Below are 22,867 nucleotides of genomic sequence, written 5' to 3'. Positions count from 1 at the left end.
TTGTCGGTGGGGTTTCATTTTCTACTTTAGAGGCGATCTCAGGGTAGCGAGATCAGTGATTCTGCCAGACTTTCCGACAAGTTTTTTTAAGGGTGGGGTGAGCCCGCACTCCTCTACTGCTACTGAAATCAGGATAAAATCTTCCCAGAAGCCTCGTGTGTGATTGAGATGGGGGTTGGGAAGCGATCGATATCAATCCATAAATCTTTACACTGGAGTGTAGCCGGCTTAACCAGAAGACAGGGTGCGGCAATCAATTGTGCCTCCTCCCACCGGCAGATCCGAAAATCCGCTGGCGCAGTTTGTAGTTGGGCTTTAGCCCCACAGTTTGTAGTTGGGCTTTAGCCCCACAGTTTGTAGTTGGGCTTTAGCCCAAAGGTTTGTAGTTGGGCTTTAGCCCAAAGGTTTGTAGTTGGGCTTTAGCCCAAAGGCTTGTAGTTGGGCTAAAGCCCCACAGCCCAGTGGTGGGATTGGCCCCACCTGCGCTGGCACGTTTAGTTCCGCTAACCATTAACCACTAACCGCAAGTTATGAAAGCATTTGTAGCAGGGGCTACCGGCGAGACGGGTCGCCGAATTGTCCGAGAGTTAGTCAAACGGCAGATTCCCGTCCGCGCTTTGGTTCGCAACTTGGAAACCGGCAGGGCAATTCTGCCAGAGGAGGCAGAGTTAGTCACCGGCGATGTCCTGGACAGGGACAGCCTCAGCGCTGCTCTCGGTGACAGCACGGTGCTGCTGTGCGCCACCGGCGCAAGGCCCAGCTTTGACCCCACCGGCCCTTACCAGGTGGACTTGGAGGGCACTAAAAATCTGGTGGATGTGGCCAAAGCGAAAGGCGTCGAGCATTTTGTCCTGGTGTCTTCTCTGTGCGTCTCCCAGCTGTTCCACCCGCTCAACCTGTTTTGGCTGATTTTGCTCTGGAAGAAACAAGCCGAGGAGTACCTCCAGAAAAGCGGGCTGACTTATACAATTGTCCGTCCCGGCGGTCTGCTCAATGAGGACACCGGTGAGCCGGTGGTGATGTCCGGTGCGGACACCCTGTTTGATGGCCGCATTCCCCGCACCAAGGTGGCCCTCGTGTCCGTGGAGGCCCTCTCTCAACCGGCAGCGCGCAATAAAATAGTCGAAGTCATCACTAAGGCAGATGCTCCTGAGAAGACTTTTGAGCAGCTGTTTGCCGGTGTGAGCTGACATTTTTATTATCCGGCTGTATAGTTTTTCATTATAGTCCGGACATATGCTACAATAATAGAAGGCAATAGCCTGCAAAAGCGGGCTATTTTTTAAGAGTGAATCAAACGTATGTGAGGGGGTGCCGGCGGGGAGCCATTAAGCTGTCAGAGGGGTCGAAAGTTCTGCGAGAACGAACGGGTGGTGTGTGTTGAGACAGATAGACAAAGAAAATACACTGAACAGTTTCCTGAAAGGCTGCGCCTGTGCTGCCGGCGTGATGTTCCTGCTGTGGTACTGGCAGGCAGGCAGTGGGCCGATGAGGCGGCTGGGCCTATCAGGCCAGCAGCTGCCGCCGCTGATGATGCGGGGGGGCGATCCCTACGTGAGGGCGCTGATGCGAACCATCTCTGCCGCTGAGTCCAATGTTTCCCAGCCCTATTCTGTCCTGTATGGCGGTGAGTACGTCGCGGATTTGAGCCGGCATCCTGACCGCTGCATCAGAATTGTCACCGGTCCCAATAAGAATAATTGCACTACAGCTGCCGGTCGGTATCAGATGCTGACGACGACGTGGGAAGAGAAAGCCAGGAACTATCACCCGCATCCCGGAGGGTTTTTCTGGTGGAAGTCCTACAGCTTTGAGCCTGAGTTTCAGGATGCCGTGGTTTACGGTTGGCTGAGCGATTCTTACGCCTGGGGCGCGGACATCCCACAGCTGCTGCGCCAGGGAAAATTAAATGAGGTGTTGCGGCTGCTGTCCGGGACTTGGACGAGTCTGGGGTACGGCATAGAAGACAATTCTATGACGGGGGATTTGCCGGAGGTATATCAAAAGATGTTGCGCGAGGAACTGCGAGCGGCTAAGTAAATTGCCGGGTCAAAGAGTGTTAAACCTCTAGTTTGATTTTTCTTCACAGCAGACAATAAGCAGCGACATGGCACAAAGGTCTTCATAGGGGTCTTTTTCCAGAACCGGCATAAGCGGTGAGTCTGGGTACATATAGCCTGCCCCTATTGAGCGGTGAATTGCGATGGTGATCCCACTACTTTTTTGAGCCAGTGTCGCAGCGCACAACCTTTCTTCCGTAAAAACTGATCCACAGCTTTGTATTTCTTCATCGCCGGCAATAGCGCTGTTGCAGCGTCGCAGATAGCGCCGGCATTACGCCACGGGTGCGATTGCGGGCCCGCGCCCTTGAGGGGGTTGCCCCGTGCGTGAAGTTCAAAGAAAAGCTGGTGAAATAAATCTAGGCGTCAGTGCAAGTCTTATGTCGCTTAACAATATCCAAGGGAGACGAGCAAGCGCTGACATTCAGTATCTTGAATTTTACCTGCTTCGCAGAGTTCGAGGAGGGCGTCTGCCAGGACATACAGGGCGATAGCGCGGTCAATGTACTGTTTAGCGGCGACAACAGCAGACTCCAGAGTTTTGTGAGCGTGCCAGTCTGTGGCAACCGTGTGTCTTCTGGGTGGCAGGCACTTGATCGCCCATCCTCCGTCCAGTTGCATTCCTAAGATTAGCCAGTCTTGATAAGAAACGCTCCAAGTTTTCATTTTTTTTCCCACCAGGCTCTTCAGGCCATTCTGAGTTTTCAATCTGCATCTGTAGTTTCAGTATCAATCGGCGCTCCCCAAGAGACAGTGATCGAAACCTGGCCGGGAGAGTGACAATTCTGTGAAATTTTGGTGATCGGAAACAGGGATCTAATGTGATCTAGATCCTTGCTTGTAAGTGATTTCCGATCTCTAGGGAGGCAGGGGGAAGGGTGAATTCACCCTTCTGCCTCCGCCGGGGGGGGTGGAGCGCCTCTGGGGCGCTCAGCCCGGAGACGCCCCTGCGGGGTAACTTCCTTTTTGCACAAAGAAGATGCGCCGGCATTGGGAATCGAAAATCGTCAAATCTGAAATCCCCTGTGAGCCACCGGCGGTGGCAGGAGGGGGCTTAATCTCCCGACATAAACAACACATCTGTTGCGAAAGTCCGGGGATGCAGCTTCACCTCGGCGAGGAGTTAAATCACAGGGGCTCACAGGGATAGGACTGCAGCCAGATTCCTGAGAGAGTGTTTATAAAGAAAAGTAAAGGAGCCAGAAACCGGAGGCAGTCTCCGTGAATGTGCTGCCCCTACGGATGTGGGCCATTACATATCAGTTGACTCAGCAAAAGAAACCCGGTTTCTCACCCCCTGCTGGTCTTAACAATTACTTTAGAAACCGCTCAGAGAAATTGCTGACGTAAGTTATAAAAATTAAAATAAAAGATAACGTCAGATGGGATTTCTTTGCTAAACTAAAAGAGAGACTAAGGTTAGAGGTACAAAACCTATGGTCACAACAGCTCCAGAACAAACATCCCAACAGGCCAAAGAGCAAGCCTTGGTGCTTTGGTTCGAGGAAGTCGGGCTAGCGGATATCTCCTGGGTGGGCGGCAAGAACGCTTCCTTGGGAGAAATGATTCAGCAACTGACATCCAAGGGAATCCGTGTTCCCACCGGCTTTGCCACCACAGCCTACGCTTACCGCTACTTTATCGAGAAAGCTGGCTTGCAGGAGAAACTGCGCCGGCTGTTTGCTGACCTGGACGTGGAGGACGTCAACAACCTGCGCGAACGGGGCAAGCAAGCTCGCAACTTGATTCTCAACACGCCATTCCCCCCGGAACTGCAGTCGGCTATCGCGACAGCTTACCTGAAGTTGTGCCAGCGCTATGGCAATAAATCCCAGCTGTGCGAGGGGGTAGGGCCAGATTACCAAGAGCAGTGCGAGCAGTTCTCTCAGGAGATCGATGTAGCAGTGCGCTCCAGCGCTACTGCAGAAGACCTGCCTGATGCCAGCTTTGCGGGGCAGCAGGAAACCTATCTGAACGTCTCTGGCGTCCAAGGGGTTTTGGAAGCCTGCCACCGGTGCTTTGCCTCCCTGTTTACTGACCGGGCGATTTCCTACCGGCAGAACCGAAACTTCGACCACTTTGAAGTTGCCCTCTCTGTCGGCGTCCAGAAAATGGTGCGCTCCGACTTAGCCTGCTCTGGGGTCATGTTCTCCATTGACACAGAAACCGGCTTCCGAAATGCCGCTTTAATCACCGCAGCATACGGGTTGGGCGAAAATGTCGTCCAAGGGGCAGTAAACCCGGATGAATACTTTGTTTTTAAACCGACTCTCAAACAAGGTTTCCGCCCAATTTTAGACAAACGCCTGGGCAGCAAAGATATCAAAATGGTCTATGATATCGGCGGCTCCAAGTACACCAAGAACGTGTCCGTGCCGGCGGAGGAGCGCAGTCAATACGCCCTCACTGAGGAGGAAATTCTCCAGCTTGCCAACTGGGCGTGCCTAATTGAGGATCACTACTCGCAAGTGCGCGGCACCTACACGCCGATGGACATTGAGTGGGCGAAAGACGGCATCACGAACCAGCTATTTGTGGTGCAAGCTCGTCCAGAAACGGTGCAGTCCCAAAAAGCGGCGAGCGTCCTGCGCACTTACCGGCTGCAAGGGACAAGCGAAGTCCTGGTTCGGGGTCGCGCTGTTGGCGAAATGATCGGTCAGGGTCAAGCCAGGGTGATTTTGAATGTAAACAAAATCGACCTTTTCCAAGCGGGTGAAGTTTTGGTGACAAACAAAACAGACCCCGACTGGGAGCCAATCATGAAAAAGGCGAGCGCCATTATCACCAATCAAGGGGGGCGCACCTGTCACGCGGCAATTATTGCGCGGGAAATGGGCATCCCAGCGATTGTAGGCTGCGGCGACGCCACCAAGGTTATCAAGACGGGACAAGAGGTAACGGTGTCCTGTGCGGAAGGGGAAGAAGGACGGGTTTATGCCGGCTTGCTGCCTTTTGAAGTGCAGGAAACGACCCTGAAAAATCTGCCCCGCACCCGCACCCAAATCCTGATGAATGTGGGGAATCCAGAGGAAGCGTTCAGTCTGGCTGCTATTCCCTGCGATGGCGTGGGGCTGGCTCGCTTGGAATTTATTATTACTAACCACATTCAAGTCCACCCGCTGGCTTTGGTGCACTACGACACGCTCGAAGACGAGCTGGTCAAGGCTGAAATCGCGCAGCTGACGGCACTTTATCAAAACAAGCCGCTGTTCTTTGTGGACAAGCTGGCTCACGGGATTGGGCGGATTGGGGCTGCGTTCTATCCGAATCCGGTGGTTGTGCGCCTGTCGGATTTCAAGAGCAATGAGTACGCCAATCTTCTCGGCGGGCGTCAGTTTGAACCCCATGAAGAAAACCCGATGATTGGCTGGCGCGGCGCTTCTCGCTACTGCGATCCAAACTACAGTGCGGCTTTCGCTCTGGAGTGCGAGGCGCTGAAGCGGGTGCGGGATGAAATGGGTTTGACGAATGTTATCCCGATGATTCCTTTCTGCCGCACGCCGGATGAGGGGCGCAAGGTGCTGGCTGAAATGGCCAAACATGGCTTGGAGCGGGGCAAGAATGGGTTGCAGGTTTATGTGATGTGCGAGATTCCCAGCAATGTCATTTTTGCTGATGACTTCAGCAAGGTGTTTGATGGGTTCTCGATTGGGTCGAATGACTTGACTCAGCTGACGTTGGGGCTAGACCGCGATTCGGCTTTGGTGGCGCACATCTTTGATGAGCGCAATGAGGCGGTGAAGCGGATGGTGCAGATTGCGATTAAGGCGGCTAAGAAATACGGGCGCAAGATAGGGATTTGCGGTCAAGCGCCGAGTGACTATCCTGAGTTTGCCCGCTTCTTGGTTGAGCAGGGGATTGATTCGATTAGTTTGAACCCGGATTCTGTGATGAAGACTTTGCTGAATATCGCTCAGGTCGAGGAGTCGAGTTCGGCAATGGGTTTGATCGAGGAGATCGCTAAGGTGCAATAAACTTAGGAGGGAGCAGGCACCCCAACTCCAGCCCCTCTTGGGTATGTGACCACAGCAAAAGCCCCTCACCCCCCCAGCCCCCCTCTCCCCTTGTGGGAGAGGGGGGAGAAAGAGGTTCTTTTCTCTCGCTCCCAGCCTCTGACTTGAAAAGGTTTGTAGTTGGGCTTTAGCCCTACCGCACCCCCGCAGTTGGGCAAGTTTTTCTCTCGCTCCCAGCCTCTGACTTGAAAAGGTTTGTAGTTGGGCTTTAGCCCGACCGGCTCACCCCGCAGTTAGGGCAATTTTTCTCTGGATAATCGATTTTCAGCCTCAGAAACCAGGTTTGTTCAATAAACCTGGTTTCTTTATTTTCGGAAAGGATGCGTATAGGGTGAGTGGGGAGACAGGGGCTTTTTTTATTCCTGAAGAGGGATGGCAATAGGGGATAATTTGCCTATTGTAATTATAGCATATCGCGGATGTTAGAGAATAAATATATGTTGGAAAAGCTGTTTATGGCTACGGTTGCGGACAGTCAAGAATGGAGGGGATATCGCCGCCCGCTGAAGGGGGTGATTGTGGGCACCGGCCAGGTGGGGATGGCTTGCGCCTACTCGATGCTGATTCAGAATACTTTCAATGAAATGTTGCTGGTGGATGTGAATCAGGATAAGCTGCAAGGAGAGGTGATGGATTTGCTGCACGGGCTGCCTTTCCTTGAGCCGGTAACGGTGCGCGGGGGGAGTTTGGCGGAGAGTGATGACCCGGATATTGTTATTCTTACCGCCGGCGCTAAGCAGAAGGCAGGGGAAAGCCGGTTGAATCTGGTGCAGCGCAATGTGGAAATATTCAAACAGCTGATTCCGGAAGTGGTTGAGTATTGCCCGAATGCGATTTTGCTTTTGGTGACTAATCCGGTGGATATTATGACCTATGTTTCTCTGAAGCTGTCTGGGCTGCCAGCCAATCGGGTTTTCGGTTCGGGTACGGTGCTGGATACGGCTCGCTTCCGCTATATGCTGGCTGAGAAAATGCAGCTTGACTCGCGCAGCATCCACGCTTATATTATAGGGGAACATGGAGACAGTGAGGTGCCGGTGTGGAGCAAAGTGAATATCTCGGGAATGCGGTTATTGGAAGATGGCTCGAAGGAGGATCGTGACCTGCTGGAGCCTATTTTTGAGGGGGTGAAGAATGCCGCTTACGAGATTATCCAGCGCAAAGGGGCGACGAGTTACGCTATCGGGCTGGGGGTGACGGAAATTGTGAAGGCGATTTTTGGCAATCAAAACCGGGTTCTGACGGTGAGCACTTTGATGAATGGCGCTCACGGGATTTATGATGTCTGTCTGAGTCTGCCGGCGGTGGTGAACCGGCAGGGTGTGACGCGGGTGCTCAATCTCTCTCTGACTCCGGCTGAGGAACTGCAGCTGCAGCATTCCGCTGAGGTTATGCGGGAAATTATTGCGTCTCTACAGTTGTGAGGGGCTGCCGGTTTTCCCCCGGCACCCCAGCCCCCTCGCCGCCTGCGGCGAGGGGGAGGAAGTTAGGCAATTTCCTGTTAAATATGACGGTTGATTGTGACAGATTTTTTGAAAAACATAGCACAAAGTTGTGGGGTTGCGGTAAGATATAGATAATGGAAAAGTTGCGGGCATATAAGGTCGGGGTGTGGGCCGGCATCCGGGGTGCCGGTTGAGTTATAGCGGTTTTCAGTTGAAGGAAGTGCGCCCCAGAAACTCGGTTTCTTTCAGAAACCGGGTTTCTCAGTACCGAATAGAAGTCGCGGGGATACCGCCGGCGAGACACCGGCAGCGACTGCTTCTCGCCGGCGGTGGGTGCTACCACCGGCACCGGCTCGATCACAGGGGGTTTGCGGGCGATAGTTGTGGCGAGTCTCTCAGTTCTATAGATATAGCAGCAGTCATATTGCTTAGGACATCAGTGACCTAGGGAAAAAGGCGTAGGTACGGCGTAGCGCTAACGCCGGGCCTCTCGATAGAATGTCCTAACCTAAGTGCATACTGCTATAGATGCTGGCGCTGGGTGCCGGCTGTATGGAGATGAAACACACCGGCACCGGCTCCCTCCCCGCCCCTCGATCGGGATAGGTCTAGAACCCAGACGGAGTAAAGGTTCTGGGCGAATCCCGATCGAGATTGGCTTCCGCGCCAGTCACCGGCGCACCTTTACAGCCCGCCGGTGCGGCAAAAAAGGAGTGATCTTGGGGAGCGTTTTGTGAGATCCTAGAGAGAGTCAGCACAGTTTCAGCACAGTTAACGCAGTCCGAAGAGAATGGAAGAAAATCGCAAGTCAACAGTCGCAATCACGGGTGCCTCCTCGGGAGTGGGCTTGTACGCCGCGAAAGCTCTTGCCAAAAAGGGATGGCATGTGGTGATGGGTTGTCGGGATCTAGAGAAGGCAGAAAAAGCTGCCCAGTCTGCCGGCATGCCCGCAGACAGCTACACTATCCTGCATATCGATTTGGGCAGCTTGGATAGCGTTCGCCGGTTTGTCAACAGCTTCAGGGCAACCGGCAGATCCTTGGATGCTTTGGTGTGCAACGCTGCCATCTATATGCCTCTGATCAAGCAGCCGCTGCGCAGCCCTGAGGGATATGAATTAACGGTTGCTACAAATCACCTCGGTCATTTCCTCTTGTGCAAGATTATGCTAGAGGATATGAAGCTCTCTCCAGCTCCAGATCGCCGGGTGGTGATTTTGGGAACCGTGACGCACAACCCGAAAGAGTTGGGAGGAAAAATTCCACCGCGTCCGGATTTGGGAGATTTGAAGGGCTTGGCAGAGGGATTCAAAGATCCTTATACCATGATTGACGGCAAGAAATTTGAGCCGGTGAAAGCTTACAAAGACAGCAAGGTGTGCAATGTGCTCACCATGCGGGAGCTGCACCGGCGCTATCACGAGTCAACCGGCATCACCTTCAACTCTCTCTATCCGGGGTGTGTGGCGACAACTGCCCTATTCCGCAACCACTATCCCCTGTTTCAGAAACTTTTTCCCATCTTCCAGAAGTACATTACCGGCGGGTTTGTCTCCGAGGAGCTAGCCGGTGAGCGGGTTGCGGCGGTGGTTGCCGATCCTGAATACAAACAATCCGGGATGTATTGGAGCTGGGGAAACCGCCAGAAGAAAAATGGCAAGTCCTTTGTGCAACAGGTGTCTCCGGAAGCGAGCGATGATGAGAAAGCTGAGCGCCTGTGGGACCTGAGCGAAAAGTTGGTTGCGTTTGCGTACTAACAGATCGCTCCTGATTTTTTAGAATCCCACTCGCAGAACCTGGCACCCCTACCCTCTCCCCGTTAATGGGGAGGGGGCGGATTTTTCCGCGCCTACCGCTAGGGAATGCCGGTGCTGCAATGCTGGCATACATTCGTAGGAGCGGGGCAAGCCCGCAATCGCTGCCACAAAAGGAAGAATATATAGCGGTTTTCATCCTTTGTGAGGTACTGAGAAACCCGGTTTCTTTAAGAAACCGGGTTTCTGGCATGTACGGCACTACTGAAAGCCCCCACCCCCACAGAATGCCGGTGAACATCAAAAAACCAAGTTTCTTTAAGAACCCTGGTTTCAGAACCTGACTGTATTACCTTTAGCCCGCTCACTTGTCCGCGTTCAAAATTGGTGCCCTCTCATACCACTCGCCAAATCTTGATAGTCTTGTCAGCACTGCCACTCACGAGCGTCTGCCCATCCGGACTGATGGCGAGGGAATAAACGTAGTGGGAATGCCCGGTGAGGGTGCGCAATTCCTCCCCTGTATTCAACTGCCAAAACTTGACAGTGCTGTCGCAACTGCCACTGGCGAGCGTCTGCCCATCCGGGCTAATGGCGAGGGAAATAACGCTGTTGGAATGCCCGGTGAGGGTGCGCAGTTCCTGCCCTGTACTCAACTGCCAAATCTTGATAGTCCTGTCACCACTGCCACTCACGAGCGTCTGCCCATCCGGGCTGATGGCGAGGGAATGAATGTAACTGGAATGCCCGCTGAGGGTGCGCAATTCCTCCCCTGTACTCAACTGCCAAATCTTGACAGTTTTGTCAGCGCTGCCACTGGCGAGCCTCTGCCCATCCGGGCTGATGGCGAGGGAATGAACGGAGCTGGAATGCCCGGTGAGGGTGCGCAATTCCTTCCCTGTACTCAACTGCCAAACCTTGACAGTGCTGTCCCAACTGGCACTCACGAGTGTCTGCCCATCCGGGCTGATGGCGAGGCAATTAACGTCGCTGGAATGCCCGGCGAGGGTGTGAGCGACGGAGGCATTTTCCAACCGGCACTTGCGCTCCTCTTCTTTGCGCTTTAACTCATCCCAGACGCCCTGAACAATCTCCCGGTTTTTAGCCGCTTCTGCCAAATTTGGATTGCTACTCAAAGCCAGATCGTAGTCAGCAATCGCAGGCTCGTGCTGCCCCAATTTGTAATAGGCATAGCCGCGATTGCAGTAAACTGGTGCCGAGTTCGGATGAATCTGGAGCGCTGCGCTATAGTCTTCAATTGCCTTCTGGTACTGCCCCAATTGTGCGTAAGCCAGCCCCCGGTTGTAGAAGGCATCAGCCCACTGGGGATTCAGCTGAATCGCCTGGTTAAAATCCGGGATTGCCGCTTTATACTCTCCCTGCTCGAACCGGCTAACCCCTCGATTGTAGCAGGCATCTATGACGCTGAGCCGGCGGCTTTCCCCAATTGCCTCCAGACACTCATTCAGTTTCTCGACATAAGCCAGATCCGCGACAGTCAGAGCCGAATGGAGGTCATCAAGCATTGCCTCCCACCCCTGATGTTGCGCAAAACCGTGCAGTTTCAGCCAGGATTGCACCGAGTAAATCACTTCCTCCTTCGCCCACACTTTTTCCGGCAAATGGGCCAAATTTCGCGCCAAATCCAGAGACAGTTCTAGCACTAAAGCCGACCGCTGGCTTGACAGCACCTCAAAAATTTTGTGATAATAAAGGAGAGCCCCTTTAATGATCTCCCGCACGGCTTCCGTGTCTGGCACCTGTTGAGTTAAGGCAGGGAGCAACTGCGGCAGCACCGGCGGCAGATTGTACTCAAAGAGGAAGTATTCATCCGCCACCAAGCCAGCAAACAAACAGTGGTAGACGATTAAAAACTGGCACAGATCCTCACAATCTTTCTTGCTGACAATATAGTTGAGTTCAAGGTTCTCAGCATCAATCCCCGCTTCCCTCAATCGCTCCTCCCGCTGCAAAATTTCCCAATTTTTCAGACTGTCCCCGCCAAAAAGCCGGTCAACTTCCTCCGGTTTCTCACCGGCAGCTATCAGCCAGGCCCGCGTTTCTGGCCACTTGCGGGCGCGAGCCTTTGCCGCTTCATGCAGGATATGGCGGTAAGGCAGCCGGGAGATCGCCGGGCGATAGCGATATTTGGGCCAATTCAAACTCCAGTAAGCGACCCGGAAATTCAGATAATCCCCATCCACTTCTGATTCTAGCACCAAAGTCGGCTCAGATTTCAGGGCGGAAAACAGGGCTTTGATACTGGCTTCGCTGTGATAGCTCTTGCTCACCCAAGCCCCCCCCATAAAGTCAAGCGCCCTGCCTCTGTCGGAATACTCCAGGAAAAAATTCCGCAATCCTTCCGCCAGAGTCAGCTCAATATCTGGGAAGCCGCTGCCGGCATTCGCGGCGCTGGAACATGGCTCAAACTGAAGTTTGGGCGGAGCGAAGAAAATCCGCAGGGGAATGATCTCCTCACCGGCATGAGAGTTGAGGATATCGGAAGCCACCAGCCAAATCGGGGAGTTTTCCAGCCTTTTTTGCTCTTCGATAACCTTGAGCGAAGTTTCCCGCTGGTAGGCAGCCATCGATCGCTGGAATTGGTGGTTCAGCTCTAGCAACTGTAATTGGAGGGCTTTCTCTTGTTCCAAGCGCCACTGCTGGAAATCGATATTTTTCTCGTAGATGACGATTTGCGCATTCAGAATGTAATCTTGCAGCTCTTTCGCCCGTTCCTGATTGAGTTTTGCCCATTCAGCCAGAAATGCCTGATTTTTATCTGGCAGATATTTCGACTGCTCGCGACTTGGCTCAGCCAGATATCCCTGAAACTCTCGATTTTGAGCTTGCTGTAAATACTGGAGCTTCAGCTGCGCCACCTGCATCTCATCGCGCCGATCTGCCAGAACCCTATTGGCTGCGATGGTGAGCTGTGCGCTTTCTGCTTGTCTGTCAGGAATATACATTTGCGCTGCCAGGATAAACTTAGCCGTATCCGCAACGGTTTTAACTACGTTTCTAAGCCATTCCCAAACCATTGTACCTCCTTTTTTCACTCCATACAGATATTTGGCTTGTCAGTGGGCGGCTTTCCCCCAGGGTGCGCCTCTCTTTTGCCATCCCCTCACCCTGAACGTCTCCCAGATAAACGAGAGGCATATACGCAGCTCCGCCCACAACCCCCTTGGCGGTTTCAAAAACCCCACGCCAGCCGAATTGTAAACGCGCCCTTCCCTATCGAACCATCCCACACATTTATCGTGCCGGCCATAGATTTTGCCGTCCGTGCCGGCACTCCCGGGTTGCTGGGGAGTGTCAAAATTGCTAAAATCCGATAGGCGATTTTGCGCATCTGGCCGGTGAGCGTCATTCCTGATCCTTTGCTGTCCCCCGCCTGAACCATTAAAGGCAAATGCGCCACAATCATCCCAGCTAGAGGTGAAATCGGGAATGCCTGAATCGCCGGAATTGCTGTGATGTGCCGGTTGCCTAAAATCCGAAACACCGTTAAACAAGTCGCGATGGTGAGGGTGCAGTTGCCCAGCATCGCCCAAATGGGAGTCAGGATATTGAGCGCCGCCGTGCCGGTGGGAATCTAAACCCAGCGACTGCCTCAACCCATCCAGGCGGGAGTGCGGGCTGTGATGGGAATTGTCGTCCAAGGGGGTATTCATGGCTCGTGCAAAAGTCCCAACTTAGTGGTTTGTACAAAACACCTATATTACAGCATGCCTGCTGTGCTGGCAACCCATCGCTCGTCCGCCATTTTTTTGGTGGCAAAAAGGTAACTTGCCGATTTGGCTCGTTTGGCAAGAATTTTTTCGCACGTCCAGCTTGCGTTTGGTGCCAGCATCTTGCTTGCCGGTGTTTTTAGTGATAATATTTTCTATCCCATCGATTTTGTAGACTTGTAGGGGCCGGCTCACCCAAACTCTTCGCCACAAAACGAAACATATCAATAAACCCGCCCCGGCACCCACAATCCCACCCCCGAACCCCTTCCCGATTAAGGGGGAGGGGGCGGCAAAAATGTGCAGGGGCGGGGCGAACCCAAACTCTTTGCCAGACAGCGAAACATGTCAGCAAACCCGCCCCCATCCCCCCCACCGGCACAAATTCCTAGAAGCGGGGAGCGCCCGCACTCTTTGCCAGACAGCGAAACCTATCAATAAACTCGCCCCCACTCCCCTCCCGAAAACCACCCTCACGCCACCGGCACAAATTCCTAGAAGCGGGGAGCGCCCGCACTCTTTGCCACAAAACGAAAAATCTCACTAAACCCGCCCGGCACCCACGGAATGCCGGTGCTATAACAATTGCCACTGGCAGATATCTAAATATGATGGGATAAAATTGATGAAGAAGAATTATCTAATTGTATAGCAGTAGCCACTTAGGTTCGTACATCTCGGCCTCTTTTGCACCCCCGCACTCCTGCTCCTATTGTCCTAACCCATATTACTACTGGGATATAGACGTAGGGCAGGCGTCCCGCCGGGCCTGAAGGTCTAATCTTTTAACCTAAGTGCATACTGCTATAATCATCAGCTGAGAGAGGCGCGAGTGGCCAGGGCCGGTGGGCTTTTGATTGTCAATTATCGAGTATATCTGTATAATAAGTGGCAGCACGGTATAATTTTGAGGAGGCGATTGATTTCAGGCATGAGTAAATACATTACTTTGCTGCTGGTGCTAGCACTATCGTTTTCCTTCGCGCTCCCTGCTGCGGCGTCTTTCTGCCGGCACTCCAATGACCGCGTAATTTGTATCCTCAGTATCAAGCGAAGCGCCAAGAATTACTGGGAATATCGAGCAGCCGTTAGTGTCGATGGGCATAAAAGGCCAATTGAGGTATACAACTGTCGCCAGCGGGTGAGAGTGCGAAAAGATGGAACGGCTGTGCCATTCCAGCCCAAGGGTGCCGGTGAGCTTATCTGCAGCACCCTCAAGAAGTAGTGCGCCACCTTTATAGAGCAGAATTGCCCCTTAGATGGCCCCAAACTGTCATTCAATGCCGGTCTGGTAAACATTGCCTGTCCTGCTACTATTCAGGCTCCTCTGACCACAAGATAGGAAGGCTCAGGTGATGGTAGGAGAAATCTTCTGGTAGCGGATCTCCATCCCAAGGAGGAGCCGGTTTGTAGTAGTCGCGACTGTCAAGTTGACGATCCATCCAGTCTATGTACTGTACAGGAGTGTCTCCCTCCCACCCAGCATGACGAATCGAACCAGCCCCAAGTGGCTCACCCCGCTGATCAAATGTCTCAACTAACTGACAGCCATTGTCCCAAGCATCGTGGCAATGCCCTTGAATGAGAAAGATATAAGTATCGGGACCCTCAACAGGAATCCTCAAAAGATAAATATCGCTGAGGTTATGCCTGGAATACCAGAGGTGGCGCTCAAACGTATCAAGGACAGTTTTGGGGACTTCCTGAGTGGGCCGTTTGATTTCGGGTGGGAGAAGCTCATACCCATCCCAATATAAGAAGACATAACCTATCCAACACTCAGGCATGAATTTTCTAAAATCGCCTCTCTCGCGCAGGTGTTCTGTGACCGCTGTATTATAAAATTGCCTGACAGATTTTTTTCTCGCACTAATGCTCTCACTCATACGACTGACCCCTAGCTGGCGGTTCAAAAGAATTCGGCAGGAGTAGGGGGGGTTCCCTCTTAGGGAACTCACCTCCATCAGTGCCGGTGGGATAGGGAACGCACCCTGCGAGTTACTTATTCCCCTAGAGCAAAAAACCCCTCTTCCTCCCCCTCCCCGCACGCGGGGCTGGGGTTGGGGTGCGGGTTCATCCCACCATCTGCAACGCCCAAAAAACCGCACAGTTTCCAAACCCGGACACGGCATGCGCGGACACACAAATCAGTAAATTTGTGGTTGTCCGCGCCGGTTAAAAACCCTGTCACGCCAGCTGCCAAATCTTGATAGTGCTGTCACTGCTGCCACTAATCAAGCTGTGCCCATCCGGAGTGATAGCCAGAGAGAGAACCCAGTTGGAATGCCCCGTGAGCGTGCGGATTTCCTGCCCGGTACTCAGCTGCCAAATCTTGACATTGCTGTCACCGCCGCCAGTTACGAGCGTCTGCCCCTCGGGGCTGATAGCGAGAGAAAAAACGCTGCCAGCATGCCCCGTGAGGGTGCGGATTTCCTGCCCGGTACTGAGATTCCACATCTTAATCGTGCTGTCATCACTGCCACTCACGAGCGTCTGCCCATCCGGGCTGATGCCCAGAGCGAGAACCCAGCTAGAATGCCCCTTGAGGGTGCGGATTTCCTTCCCTGTACTGAGATTCCACAACTTAATCGTGCTGTCATCACTGCCACTGACCAGTGTCTGCCCATCCGGGCAGATCGCCAGAGAGCGAACCCAGCTAGAATGCCCCTTCAGGGTGTGAATTTCCTCCCCTGTGTTCAGCTTCCAAATCTTAATCGTGTTGTCCTCACTGCCACTCACAAGCAGCTGCCCATCCGGACTGATTGCCAGAGAGCGAACCCAGCTAGAATGCCCCTTGAGGGCGCGGATTTCCTGCCCCGTACTCAGCTCCCAAATCTTGATAACGCTGTCAGCACTGCCACTGACAAGCGTTTTTCCATCGGGGCTGATCGCCAGGGAGAGAACCCACTTAGAATCCCCCATCAGCGTGCGGATTGCCTCCCGGGTGCTCAACTTCCAAATCTTGATGCTGTTGTCCCAGCTGCCACTGACGAGCGTCTGCCCATCGGGGCTGATAGCAATAGCGCAAACCGTGCTGGAGTGCCCCGTGAGGGTGTAGGCGACGGCAGCAGCTTCCAGCCGGCGTTTCCGCTGATCTTCCTCCTTGCGCTTGATCTCCTCCCAAACACCCCGGGCAAGATTCCGGTTGCTAATCGCTTCAGTCAAGTTGGGGTTGACAGCCAGCGCCCGGTCGTAGTCAGCAATCGCCGGCTCGTACTGCCCCATTTTGTAATAGGCATTGCCTCGCTGGCAGTAGGCAACCGCCGAGTTCTGATTTGTCCGCAGCGCCAGCGTGTAGTCCTCAATTGCCTGCTCGTACTCTTCCAATTGTTCATAGGCGCGCCCCCGGTTGTAGTAAGCTTCCGCCCACTTGGGATTCAGCTGAATCGCCTGGTCAAAATCCGCAATCGCAGATTTATACTCTCCCAGCTTGCACCGGCTCACCCCCCGATTGTAGCAAGCATCTATCACACTCAGGCGGCGACTCTCCCCAAGAGCTACCAGACACTCATTGAGCTTCTCAACATAAGGCACATCCGAGACTTTCAGCGCCGACTCCAGAGTATCTAACAGCTCCTCAAACTCCTGAGGTTGCGACAGCCCGTTCTGTTTGAGCCAACACTGCACCGAATAGACCACGCGCCCCTTCGCCCAAGTTTTCTGCGGCAAATGTGACAGACTCCGCGCCCAGTCCAGAGCCAAGTCGGGCACCAAAGCAGGCCGCTGAGCTTCCAGCGCTTCATAGATATGGTAATTGTACAGCACAACCGCTTCCATGATATCCCGCACCGCTTCCCTGTCCGGCACATTTGCAGTCAGGGCAGGAATCAGCTGGGGCAGCACCGGCGGCTGATTGTACTCAAACAGAAAATACTCATCCGCCACCAAACCGGCAAACAAGCAGTGGCAAATAATTAAAAACTGGCACAGCTCCTCAAAATCTTTCCGCGTGACAATATAGTTGAACTCCACCTCGCTGCTATCAATCCCCGCTTCTCGGAATCTCTCCTCCCGCTGCAAGATTTGCCAATTTTTCAGATTCTCCCCGCCATAGAGCCGGTCAACGTCCTCTGGCGCTTCCCCAGCCGCCACCAACTTGGCCCGTGTTTCTGGCCACTTGCGGGCGCGAGCTTTTGCCGCTTCATACAGGATATCCCGATAGGGCAGCCGGGAGATCACCGGGTCATAGCGATATTTTGGCCAATTTAAACTCCAGTACGCCACCCGGAAGTTGAGATAATTCCCATCCACTTCCGATTCCAGCACCAAAGTCGGCTCAGATTTCAGCGCCGAAAACAGCGCTTTGATACTCGCCTCACTGTGAAACGTCTTGCTCACCCAAGCGCCGGCTAAAAAATCTAGTGATCTGCCCTGTGCGGAATACTCCCGCAAAAATTGCCGCAGCCCTTCCCCTAAAGTTAGCTCAATCTCTGGGAACTCTTTGCCGGCACCTCCCGCCTTGTCGGGGCGCTCAAACTGAATTTTTGGCGGCGCGAAGAAAATCCGCAAAGGCATCACCTCTTCCTGAGAATGCGAGTTGAGCAAGTCAGAAGCGACTAGCCAAATCGGCGAATTTTCCAGCCTTTTTTGTTCCTCCACCAGCTTCAGCGAAGTTTCCTTCTGATAGTCAGCCAGAGAGCGCTGGAGTTCGTGGTTTAGCTCCAGCACTTGTAACTGGAGAGATTTCTCTTCTTCCCAGCGCCACCGCTGAAAATCCAGATTCTTTTCGCTGAGGGCGATTTGCACTCTCTGAATAAACTCTTGCAGTTCTTTCGCCCGTTCGTGATTGAGTTTCGCCAGCTCCCCCTGAAAAGCGTGATATTTCTCTTGCAGCTCCTTAGCGCCTTCATAATTTGGCCCCCCCTGCCAGGGTTGCAAAGCCGAAATTTTCTCAGGCAGTTCTTTGGCCAGATCCTCACCAGTCTCTGCCAGCCATCCCTGACCCTGTTGATTTTCAGTTTGCTGTAAATACTGAAGCTTCAGCTGTGCGACCTGCATTTCCTCCCGCTGCTCTGCCAAAGCCGTATTTCCCGGAAGGCTGAGGGCTGTGCTTTCTGCTTGCTTGTCAGCAGCCAGATACATTTGGGTGTCGCTCCCAACCTTTGCCGAACCCGTGACTCCTTTACCTACGTTCTTAAGCCAATTCCAGACCATTTCCGCATCTCCGATAGGTTCTCCAATTGTACAGTGAAACGCTGCCCCGACAGACCGGCAACACAGGGGCGGCACCGCCAACAGCACCCTTAACGGTGTGGCGAAAGCCCCACGCCTGCTTTATTGTAGGGGTTCCGTGCCGCCACCGGCACATCTCACACGCCCGAGCGCCCCCCGCAAAGATTTTGCCTCAGGCATATCCCCTTGCAATCCAAGGCTTGAGTTAGACTCGAACGACAGCGCAACGGACCGCAACTCTCAGGCTTTATATCTGCTTTTCGCCGGCACCGCCACTGTTATATTAGTTACATGCTTTTCGCCCAAAGCGTGAATCCCTCACCCCCTGAAAGCTCACTCGCTTATCGTTCGCCCCCTCCGCTCACCCCCCTACCTCCTTGGGAAAATCATCGCTCCTACTGTCGGTTAAGTCATCCAGATTGCTCGAATCGGGGAACAGGCTATACCAATCTAGCGGGTGAGGGCCAACCCCAGCCAGTCTGGCGTCCTGTCCCTGAATTCTCAAAGGATACCGCAGCGCAGTCACCCGAGGCAGACGTGAAAATTAGAATTCCTGAATCCGGGAAACTGCAGCGATGTCCAGAGTGCCCCAAGCCCAACCCTGAGTGAGACTTTTCCCCACCGGCTCGTTGCTGCCGCATCCCGGCATCGCGCCTGCGGGTGTCACGAGCGAGAGCGCTGCTGTGCCGGTGCGCCTGATTGCTCCGCTGCCGCAGCCTGCCCCCTAGCAGACAGTGGCCACTGTCAGGGGGGGCTCTGTCAAAAGGGTTGCTCACGTCGCCAAAGTAAACTTTTATCTCATTGATCATCGGGCTGTTTTGCCAACTGGCTTCCCGCCTGCAAAAGCTATTCCTAGCTGGCCATCTTCCTGTCACAAGGGTTGCTCTCCAGTCTCGCACGCCCCACACTATTTTGTCTGCAGCGCAGCTACCCCGCGCTGCCGGTGCTCAGATTTGCCGAGTGCGTTCATAAACCACCCGCTGGATAGTTGACAAAATATCAAAAATCTGATACTCTGAAATCGATAAGGAAGAACTGCCAAATCGCAACAAGCAGCAAAAAGGGGCGCAAGGGTGGTGCAGCGGTCAAAACGCGCCGGTCGGGCGGTCCGGCTCTTGCGCGTCACCGCAAGTTTCAACCGGAGGGGCAATAGCGCTGCCATTCCTGCTGCAAGTGCGAGCCCCACTCAGCGGCAATGGATATCTCCGTGAAGGGGACGCGCACCGCCTCCCCGGACTCCAGCACAAATAAGAGCGCGATCGCCCCCCCTGATGCCGGCGGCGCTTGCAGCGAAACCGGCTTGCCGCCCACCAAAAGCTGTAGCGATCGCACGTCTTTGAGCGAAAATGTTTGCATATCTACTGGGCCCGACCGTGCCGGCTTGCCCCAGACAAGCCGGCTGCCGTCCTGTCCGAGAACCGCATAAATGTCGTACTTAGCCCGCTGAAACTGTTTCGCCCAAAGGCGATAAGCCTCGACTTTTTGATACTCATTCCAGCCGGCCCAAGCCAGCCAGATAAAAATGCCTAACAGGGGCAGCCACAACAGACCTCGTTCCATAATGAATCAGCAGGAAGTGAGACGACAAACAATTCTTACCCGGGCGCGTTCCCGAACAATACCATGAAACCTGAAAGAAAACTGTAACTCTTTCGCAACAAAAGCGCCATCGGGTCAGAAATTAAGCTATCGTGGAGAGATACCAGCACAACAGCTGAAGGGTTTCTATGAGAAAAATTTTCCTTCCCTGCTTATTTATAATTGGCATATGCTGGGCCTTGTTTAACTTCAAGGGTCTGGCCAACCAAGGAACGTTTGATACAATTGTGCTGGATTTCCGCGAGGATATCCCAGCAGCCCAGATACAGAGCGAGCTGAGCGAGATAGCGCAGAAATACAGCGTTGCCCCCCGCCTCAACAGCGCATTCTCACGCGCTGACAACCTGTACATCGTCAGGGGCGATTGGGCGCTGCTCAACGCCCTGAAAAAGTCGGAGGTAGCAAAATACACCGAATACATAGAACCCGACTACGAGTATAAAGCCTTCCAGACTCCCAACGATCCAGACTACAGCAAGCAGTGGAACCTGCGCAGCATTAACATAGAGCGGGCGTGGGACGACAGCAAAGGCAGCGGCACCACCGTTGCCGTAATTGACACCGGCGTCAGCCGCGTCCCAGACTTGCAAAACACCGAATTCGTCCCGGGCTACGACTTTGTTAACGATAGAGAAGACGCGGCAGACGACAACGGGCACGGCACCCACGTCGCCGGCACCATCGCCCAGTCCACCAATAACGGCTACGGCGTCGCCGGCATCGCCTACGAAGCCAAGATCATGCCCCTGAAAGTGCTCAGCGCCTACGGCGGGGGCACCGTCGCCGACATTGCCGAAGCGATCAAATTTGCAGCCGACAGCGGCGCAGACGTAATTAACATGAGCTTGGGCGGCGGCGGCGAGTCCGCAGTCATGCTTGAAGCTATCAACTACGCCCACAGCAAAGGCGTAACTATCATTGCCGCCGCCGGCAACGAAGACGAAAATTCCGCAGCCTACCCCGCCCGCTACCCCCACGCCATCGGCGTCGCCGCCCTTGACGCCAGCGGGCAAAAAGCCTTCTACTCCAACTACGGAGCCGGTGTGGACATCGCCGCCCCCGGCGGCAGCACCAGGGAAAGCGATCTCGGCGGCATCCTGCAAAACACCATTAACCCCGAAACCGGCGAATCCATCTTTGCCGCCTACCAGGGCACCAGCATGGCAGCCCCCCACGTTGCCGGTGTCGCCGCCCTGATTAAAGCCGCCGGCGTAAAAGATCCGGACGGCATCGAAAACGTCCTCAAGCAGTCGGCGCTAGCCGTCAGCGACGATCCCCTCAACCACTTCGGTGCCGGCAAACTGGACGCCGCCGGTGCAGTTGAGCTCGCCACCAAGGGGCAAATCACCTTCCGCGACTTCTTCCGCTGGTTGCGCGATAACGGCTATCTCAACCCCCGCTTCTGGATTGACGGCGGTGCTGTGGCCCTGCTGCCCAAGATTGCCATGGTGCTGGGATCTTACCTGCTCGCCTGGTTCTTGCGCAATTACTTCCCCTTCCGCTGGAACTGGACGTTTGCCAGCGGGCTGGTGGCCGGCAGTTCTGGGCTGTTCTTCCTGCGCGGTTTCTACATCTTTGACCTGCCGCAGTGGCCATTCCGCGTCATGGGCAGCTCCCTTCCCGAACTCGGCGGTGCCATCTCTGGAAGCAGCACCCTCAATCCGATTTTTGCCAGCGCCGCCATTCCCCTGGCCCTCGTGCTGCTGCTGCTGGGACACCGGCAGTGGAAGTGGCTGGCCATCGGGACGGCCATCGGCGCTGCCAGCTGTCTCGCCATCAGCGCCGCCATCTCGCCGGCAGTCTGGGGTTTGGGTGCCGGTGCCGCCGCCCGCGCCTTCCTGGCGGTCAATGCCTTGCTGTGTTACGGGCTAGCGCGTCTGGCCCTGAAAACCGAGGTGGAGCCGGTATGAGCTTAACTGTTGAGGGCACCATTGAGCGCAAAGGCTTCGGGCCCGGAACCTGGGCCCTAGTCACCTCCGATAAAAAATCCTACGAAATCTTTCAGGGCGCTCCCAAAGACCTGCTGAAATCTGGCCAGAAAGTCAGAGTCACCGGTGAGGTGCGAAAGGACGTCATGACCTTGGCCATGATTGGGCCGGTTCTAGAGGTGAAAACCTTTGAAGTGATTCAGTAGGTTGGTCGCTCCCGGGCGGCTCTTTGGGCCTTGCCGGGGTTAAGACACCGGGTTTCTTTGCCACAGCCAAAAGAAACCCGGTTTTTCCGTCTGTTCAAGAGGCCGCTATTACCGGTTTTGAGGCTTGCTTTCCCGCCCTTGTGGAAAATAAAAAAACCCCGCCCGGGTCGGGCGGGGAAGTTCATCAGGGTGCATCTACCACTCGTGTCTTCTCTGGGGGGCTAGAAACATCCGGAAAAATCCCTGTCTGCTGAGCAGTCCAGTCCGTGTTGCTGGCTGGTTTAAAAAAGGGAATCGTCTCAGGCTTTAGCCCGTTAAAAAACAGCCAGCTTCGGCGAGAGATGGCGGGAGAGGGGAGAGGGGGTTAATTTTTTAGCTGACATTCTCCTGCCCGATAAAAAAATCCCGGCCAGGATAAAGCCGAGACCATCAATCAGGGTGCATCTACCAATTCAGATTTCTGGGCGGAGTCAGAGAGATCCGGAAAATATTCAAGCTATCGGAAAAACCAGATAAACAAAACCCAATGTGAGATGATTCGACCTGGGATGAGCCGAGACGGTGAGGCCGAGGAGCAGAATCGTTGGGGAGAGAGAGCGCCTAGTTTGGCAATGAGAAAATCTCCGGCATAGGGATTGCCGGAGAAGTCAATCAAGGGTTTATACTTATAGAATACACTATTCACAAAAAAAGCACAACTCTCCGGAGAACCATGAAGGTGATGAGAAAGAGCTGAAGGCAAAGCGCGGCAACTTTTTGATGCCCCTATCGTATAATGAGAAAATCCGGGTTTGCCATTACCGGAACAAGCGCCTTGGCCTCTCCAGAAAAAGTTAGGCGTTTGCAGTCGCTATTGCAGAAGCTGCGGGCACTAATACCTTCATGAAAGAGGTCAGGGACTGAACGATTTGGCCAAGAAAACCGTCGAGATTGATGGCTGCAACAGGAGTACACTTTAGT

General features: G+C 54.0%; 19 protein-coding genes. 10 read left to right on the top strand and 9 right to left on the bottom strand.

Annotated features, from left to right (window positions below; genetic code table 11):
• Nucleotides 1–530: 530 nt before the first annotated feature.
• Together OSC10802_RS0119065 and OSC10802_RS0119060 are read left to right on the top strand one after the other, a co-directional pair.
• Nucleotides 531–1,190 carry an SDR family oxidoreductase gene (locus tag OSC10802_RS0119065; RefSeq protein ID WP_017718373.1) on the top strand — a complete coding sequence of 220 codons (660 nt, stop codon included), beginning with the start codon at nt 531–533 and terminating at the stop codon, nt 1,188–1,190.
• 187 nt (nt 1,191–1,377) lie between these two features.
• A complete protein-coding gene (locus tag OSC10802_RS0119060) occupies nt 1,378–2,040 on the top strand; it encodes a glycoside hydrolase family 24 protein (RefSeq protein ID WP_017718372.1) in 663 nt (220 codons plus the stop codon).
• Nucleotides 2,041–2,447: 407 nt separating this feature from the next.
• Here OSC10802_RS0119060 and OSC10802_RS0119055 read toward each other — a convergent pair whose 3' ends face one another.
• Entirely contained in the window at nt 2,448–2,726 is a 279-nt protein-coding gene (locus OSC10802_RS0119055; RefSeq protein ID WP_155968067.1) for a hypothetical protein, read from the bottom strand.
• A gap of 770 nt (nt 2,727–3,496) precedes the next feature.
• On the opposite strand from OSC10802_RS0119055, the gene ppsA reads away from it, so the two are divergent.
• Together ppsA and OSC10802_RS0119045 are read left to right on the top strand one after the other, a co-directional pair.
• The gene (ppsA, locus tag OSC10802_RS0119050) at nt 3,497–6,034 is read left to right on the top strand and encodes a phosphoenolpyruvate synthase (RefSeq protein WP_017718370.1); all 2,538 of its coding nucleotides are present in this window, start codon (nt 3,497–3,499) and stop codon (nt 6,032–6,034) included.
• Nucleotides 6,035–6,510: 476 nt separating this feature from the next.
• Nucleotides 6,511–7,497, top strand: coding sequence for an L-lactate dehydrogenase (locus tag OSC10802_RS0119045; protein ID WP_026098621.1), 987 nt, complete (start codon nt 6,511–6,513; stop codon nt 7,495–7,497).
• Here OSC10802_RS0119045 and OSC10802_RS0119040 read toward each other — a convergent pair.
• On the bottom strand, nt 7,475–7,861 hold the full coding sequence (locus OSC10802_RS0119040; RefSeq protein WP_155968065.1) for a hypothetical protein: 387 nt from the start codon (nt 7,859–7,861) through the stop codon (nt 7,475–7,477). The two genes, OSC10802_RS0119045 and OSC10802_RS0119040, sit on opposite strands and share 23 nt — an antisense overlap.
• A gap of 169 nt (nt 7,862–8,030) precedes the next feature.
• On the opposite strand from OSC10802_RS0119040, the gene OSC10802_RS50340 reads away from it, so the two are divergent.
• Both OSC10802_RS50340 and OSC10802_RS0119035 read left to right on the top strand, forming a co-directional pair.
• Nucleotides 8,031–8,255: a hypothetical protein gene (locus OSC10802_RS50340; RefSeq protein WP_155968063.1), complete on the top strand. Its 225-nt coding sequence runs from the start codon at nt 8,031–8,033 to the stop codon at nt 8,253–8,255.
• Between the two features lie 53 nt (nt 8,256–8,308).
• Nucleotides 8,309–9,274, top strand: a complete 966-nt coding sequence (locus OSC10802_RS0119035; RefSeq protein WP_017718367.1) for a protochlorophyllide reductase — start codon at nt 8,309–8,311, stop codon at nt 9,272–9,274.
• Nucleotides 9,275–9,666: 392 nt separating this feature from the next.
• On the opposite strand, the gene OSC10802_RS40850 is transcribed toward OSC10802_RS0119035, so the two are convergent.
• Genes OSC10802_RS40850 through OSC10802_RS50330 form a run of 3 tightly spaced genes read right to left on the bottom strand, consistent with a single transcriptional unit; the run spans nt 9,667 to nt 13,197 of the window.
• Nucleotides 9,667–12,309, bottom strand: a complete 2,643-nt coding sequence (locus OSC10802_RS40850) for a tetratricopeptide repeat protein (RefSeq protein WP_017718366.1) — start codon at nt 12,307–12,309, stop codon at nt 9,667–9,669.
• A gap of 39 nt (nt 12,310–12,348) precedes the next feature.
• Nucleotides 12,349–12,945, bottom strand: coding sequence for a hypothetical protein (locus OSC10802_RS50335; protein WP_155968061.1), 597 nt, complete (start codon nt 12,943–12,945; stop codon nt 12,349–12,351).
• 42 nt (nt 12,946–12,987) lie between these two features.
• The gene (locus OSC10802_RS50330; protein ID WP_017718364.1) at nt 12,988–13,197 is read right to left on the bottom strand and encodes a hypothetical protein; all 210 of its coding nucleotides are present in this window, start codon (nt 13,195–13,197) and stop codon (nt 12,988–12,990) included.
• Between the two features lie 133 nt (nt 13,198–13,330).
• Here OSC10802_RS50330 and OSC10802_RS0119015 point away from each other — a divergent pair, with 133 nt between their 5' ends.
• Both OSC10802_RS0119015 and OSC10802_RS0119010 read left to right on the top strand, forming a co-directional pair.
• Complete coding sequence (locus OSC10802_RS0119015) at nt 13,331–13,549, top strand: hypothetical protein (protein WP_155968059.1); 219 nt, start codon at nt 13,331–13,333, stop codon at nt 13,547–13,549.
• A 384-nt stretch (nt 13,550–13,933) separates the two neighbouring features.
• Entirely contained in the window at nt 13,934–14,227 is a 294-nt protein-coding gene (locus OSC10802_RS0119010; protein ID WP_026098619.1) for a hypothetical protein, read from the top strand.
• Nucleotides 14,228–14,315: 88 nt separating this feature from the next.
• On the opposite strand, the gene OSC10802_RS44540 is transcribed toward OSC10802_RS0119010, so the two are convergent.
• The 4 genes from OSC10802_RS44540 to OSC10802_RS0118985 all read right to left on the bottom strand — a co-directional run bounded on the left by OSC10802_RS44540 (nt 14,316) and on the right by OSC10802_RS0118985 (nt 19,734).
• Nucleotides 14,316–14,888 (bottom strand): hypothetical protein, encoded by a 573-nt coding sequence (locus tag OSC10802_RS44540; protein WP_017718362.1) that lies wholly within the window; start codon nt 14,886–14,888, stop codon nt 14,316–14,318.
• A 301-nt stretch (nt 14,889–15,189) separates the two neighbouring features.
• Nucleotides 15,190–18,156 (bottom strand): WD40 domain-containing protein, encoded by a 2,967-nt coding sequence (locus OSC10802_RS40840; RefSeq protein WP_155968057.1) that lies wholly within the window; start codon nt 18,154–18,156, stop codon nt 15,190–15,192.
• 458 nt (nt 18,157–18,614) lie between these two features.
• Nucleotides 18,615–18,983, bottom strand: coding sequence for a hypothetical protein (locus OSC10802_RS0118990; protein ID WP_017718360.1), 369 nt, complete (start codon nt 18,981–18,983; stop codon nt 18,615–18,617).
• A 325-nt stretch (nt 18,984–19,308) separates the two neighbouring features.
• Nucleotides 19,309–19,734 (bottom strand): hypothetical protein, encoded by a 426-nt coding sequence (locus OSC10802_RS0118985; RefSeq protein WP_017718359.1) that lies wholly within the window; start codon nt 19,732–19,734, stop codon nt 19,309–19,311.
• 167 nt (nt 19,735–19,901) lie between these two features.
• Between OSC10802_RS0118985 and OSC10802_RS0118980 the strand changes: the two genes are divergently transcribed.
• Nucleotides 19,902–21,683 carry a S8 family peptidase gene (locus tag OSC10802_RS0118980; RefSeq protein WP_017718358.1) on the top strand — a complete coding sequence of 594 codons (1,782 nt, stop codon included), beginning with the start codon at nt 19,902–19,904 and terminating at the stop codon, nt 21,681–21,683.
• Nucleotides 21,680–21,907, top strand: coding sequence for a hypothetical protein (locus tag OSC10802_RS0118975; RefSeq protein ID WP_017718357.1), 228 nt, complete (start codon nt 21,680–21,682; stop codon nt 21,905–21,907). Before OSC10802_RS0118980 ends, OSC10802_RS0118975 begins: the two co-directional genes overlap by 4 nt.
• Nucleotides 21,908–22,867: the final 960 nt, after the last annotated feature.

Source organism: Kamptonema formosum PCC 10802 (assembly GCF_000332335.1).
Classification (GTDB): domain Bacteria; phylum Cyanobacteriota; class Cyanobacteriia; order Cyanobacteriales; family Oscillatoriaceae; genus Oscillatoria.
The sequence above is the reverse complement of the archived record's forward strand: the minus strand, read 5'-3'. Positions and strand labels throughout refer to the sequence as shown.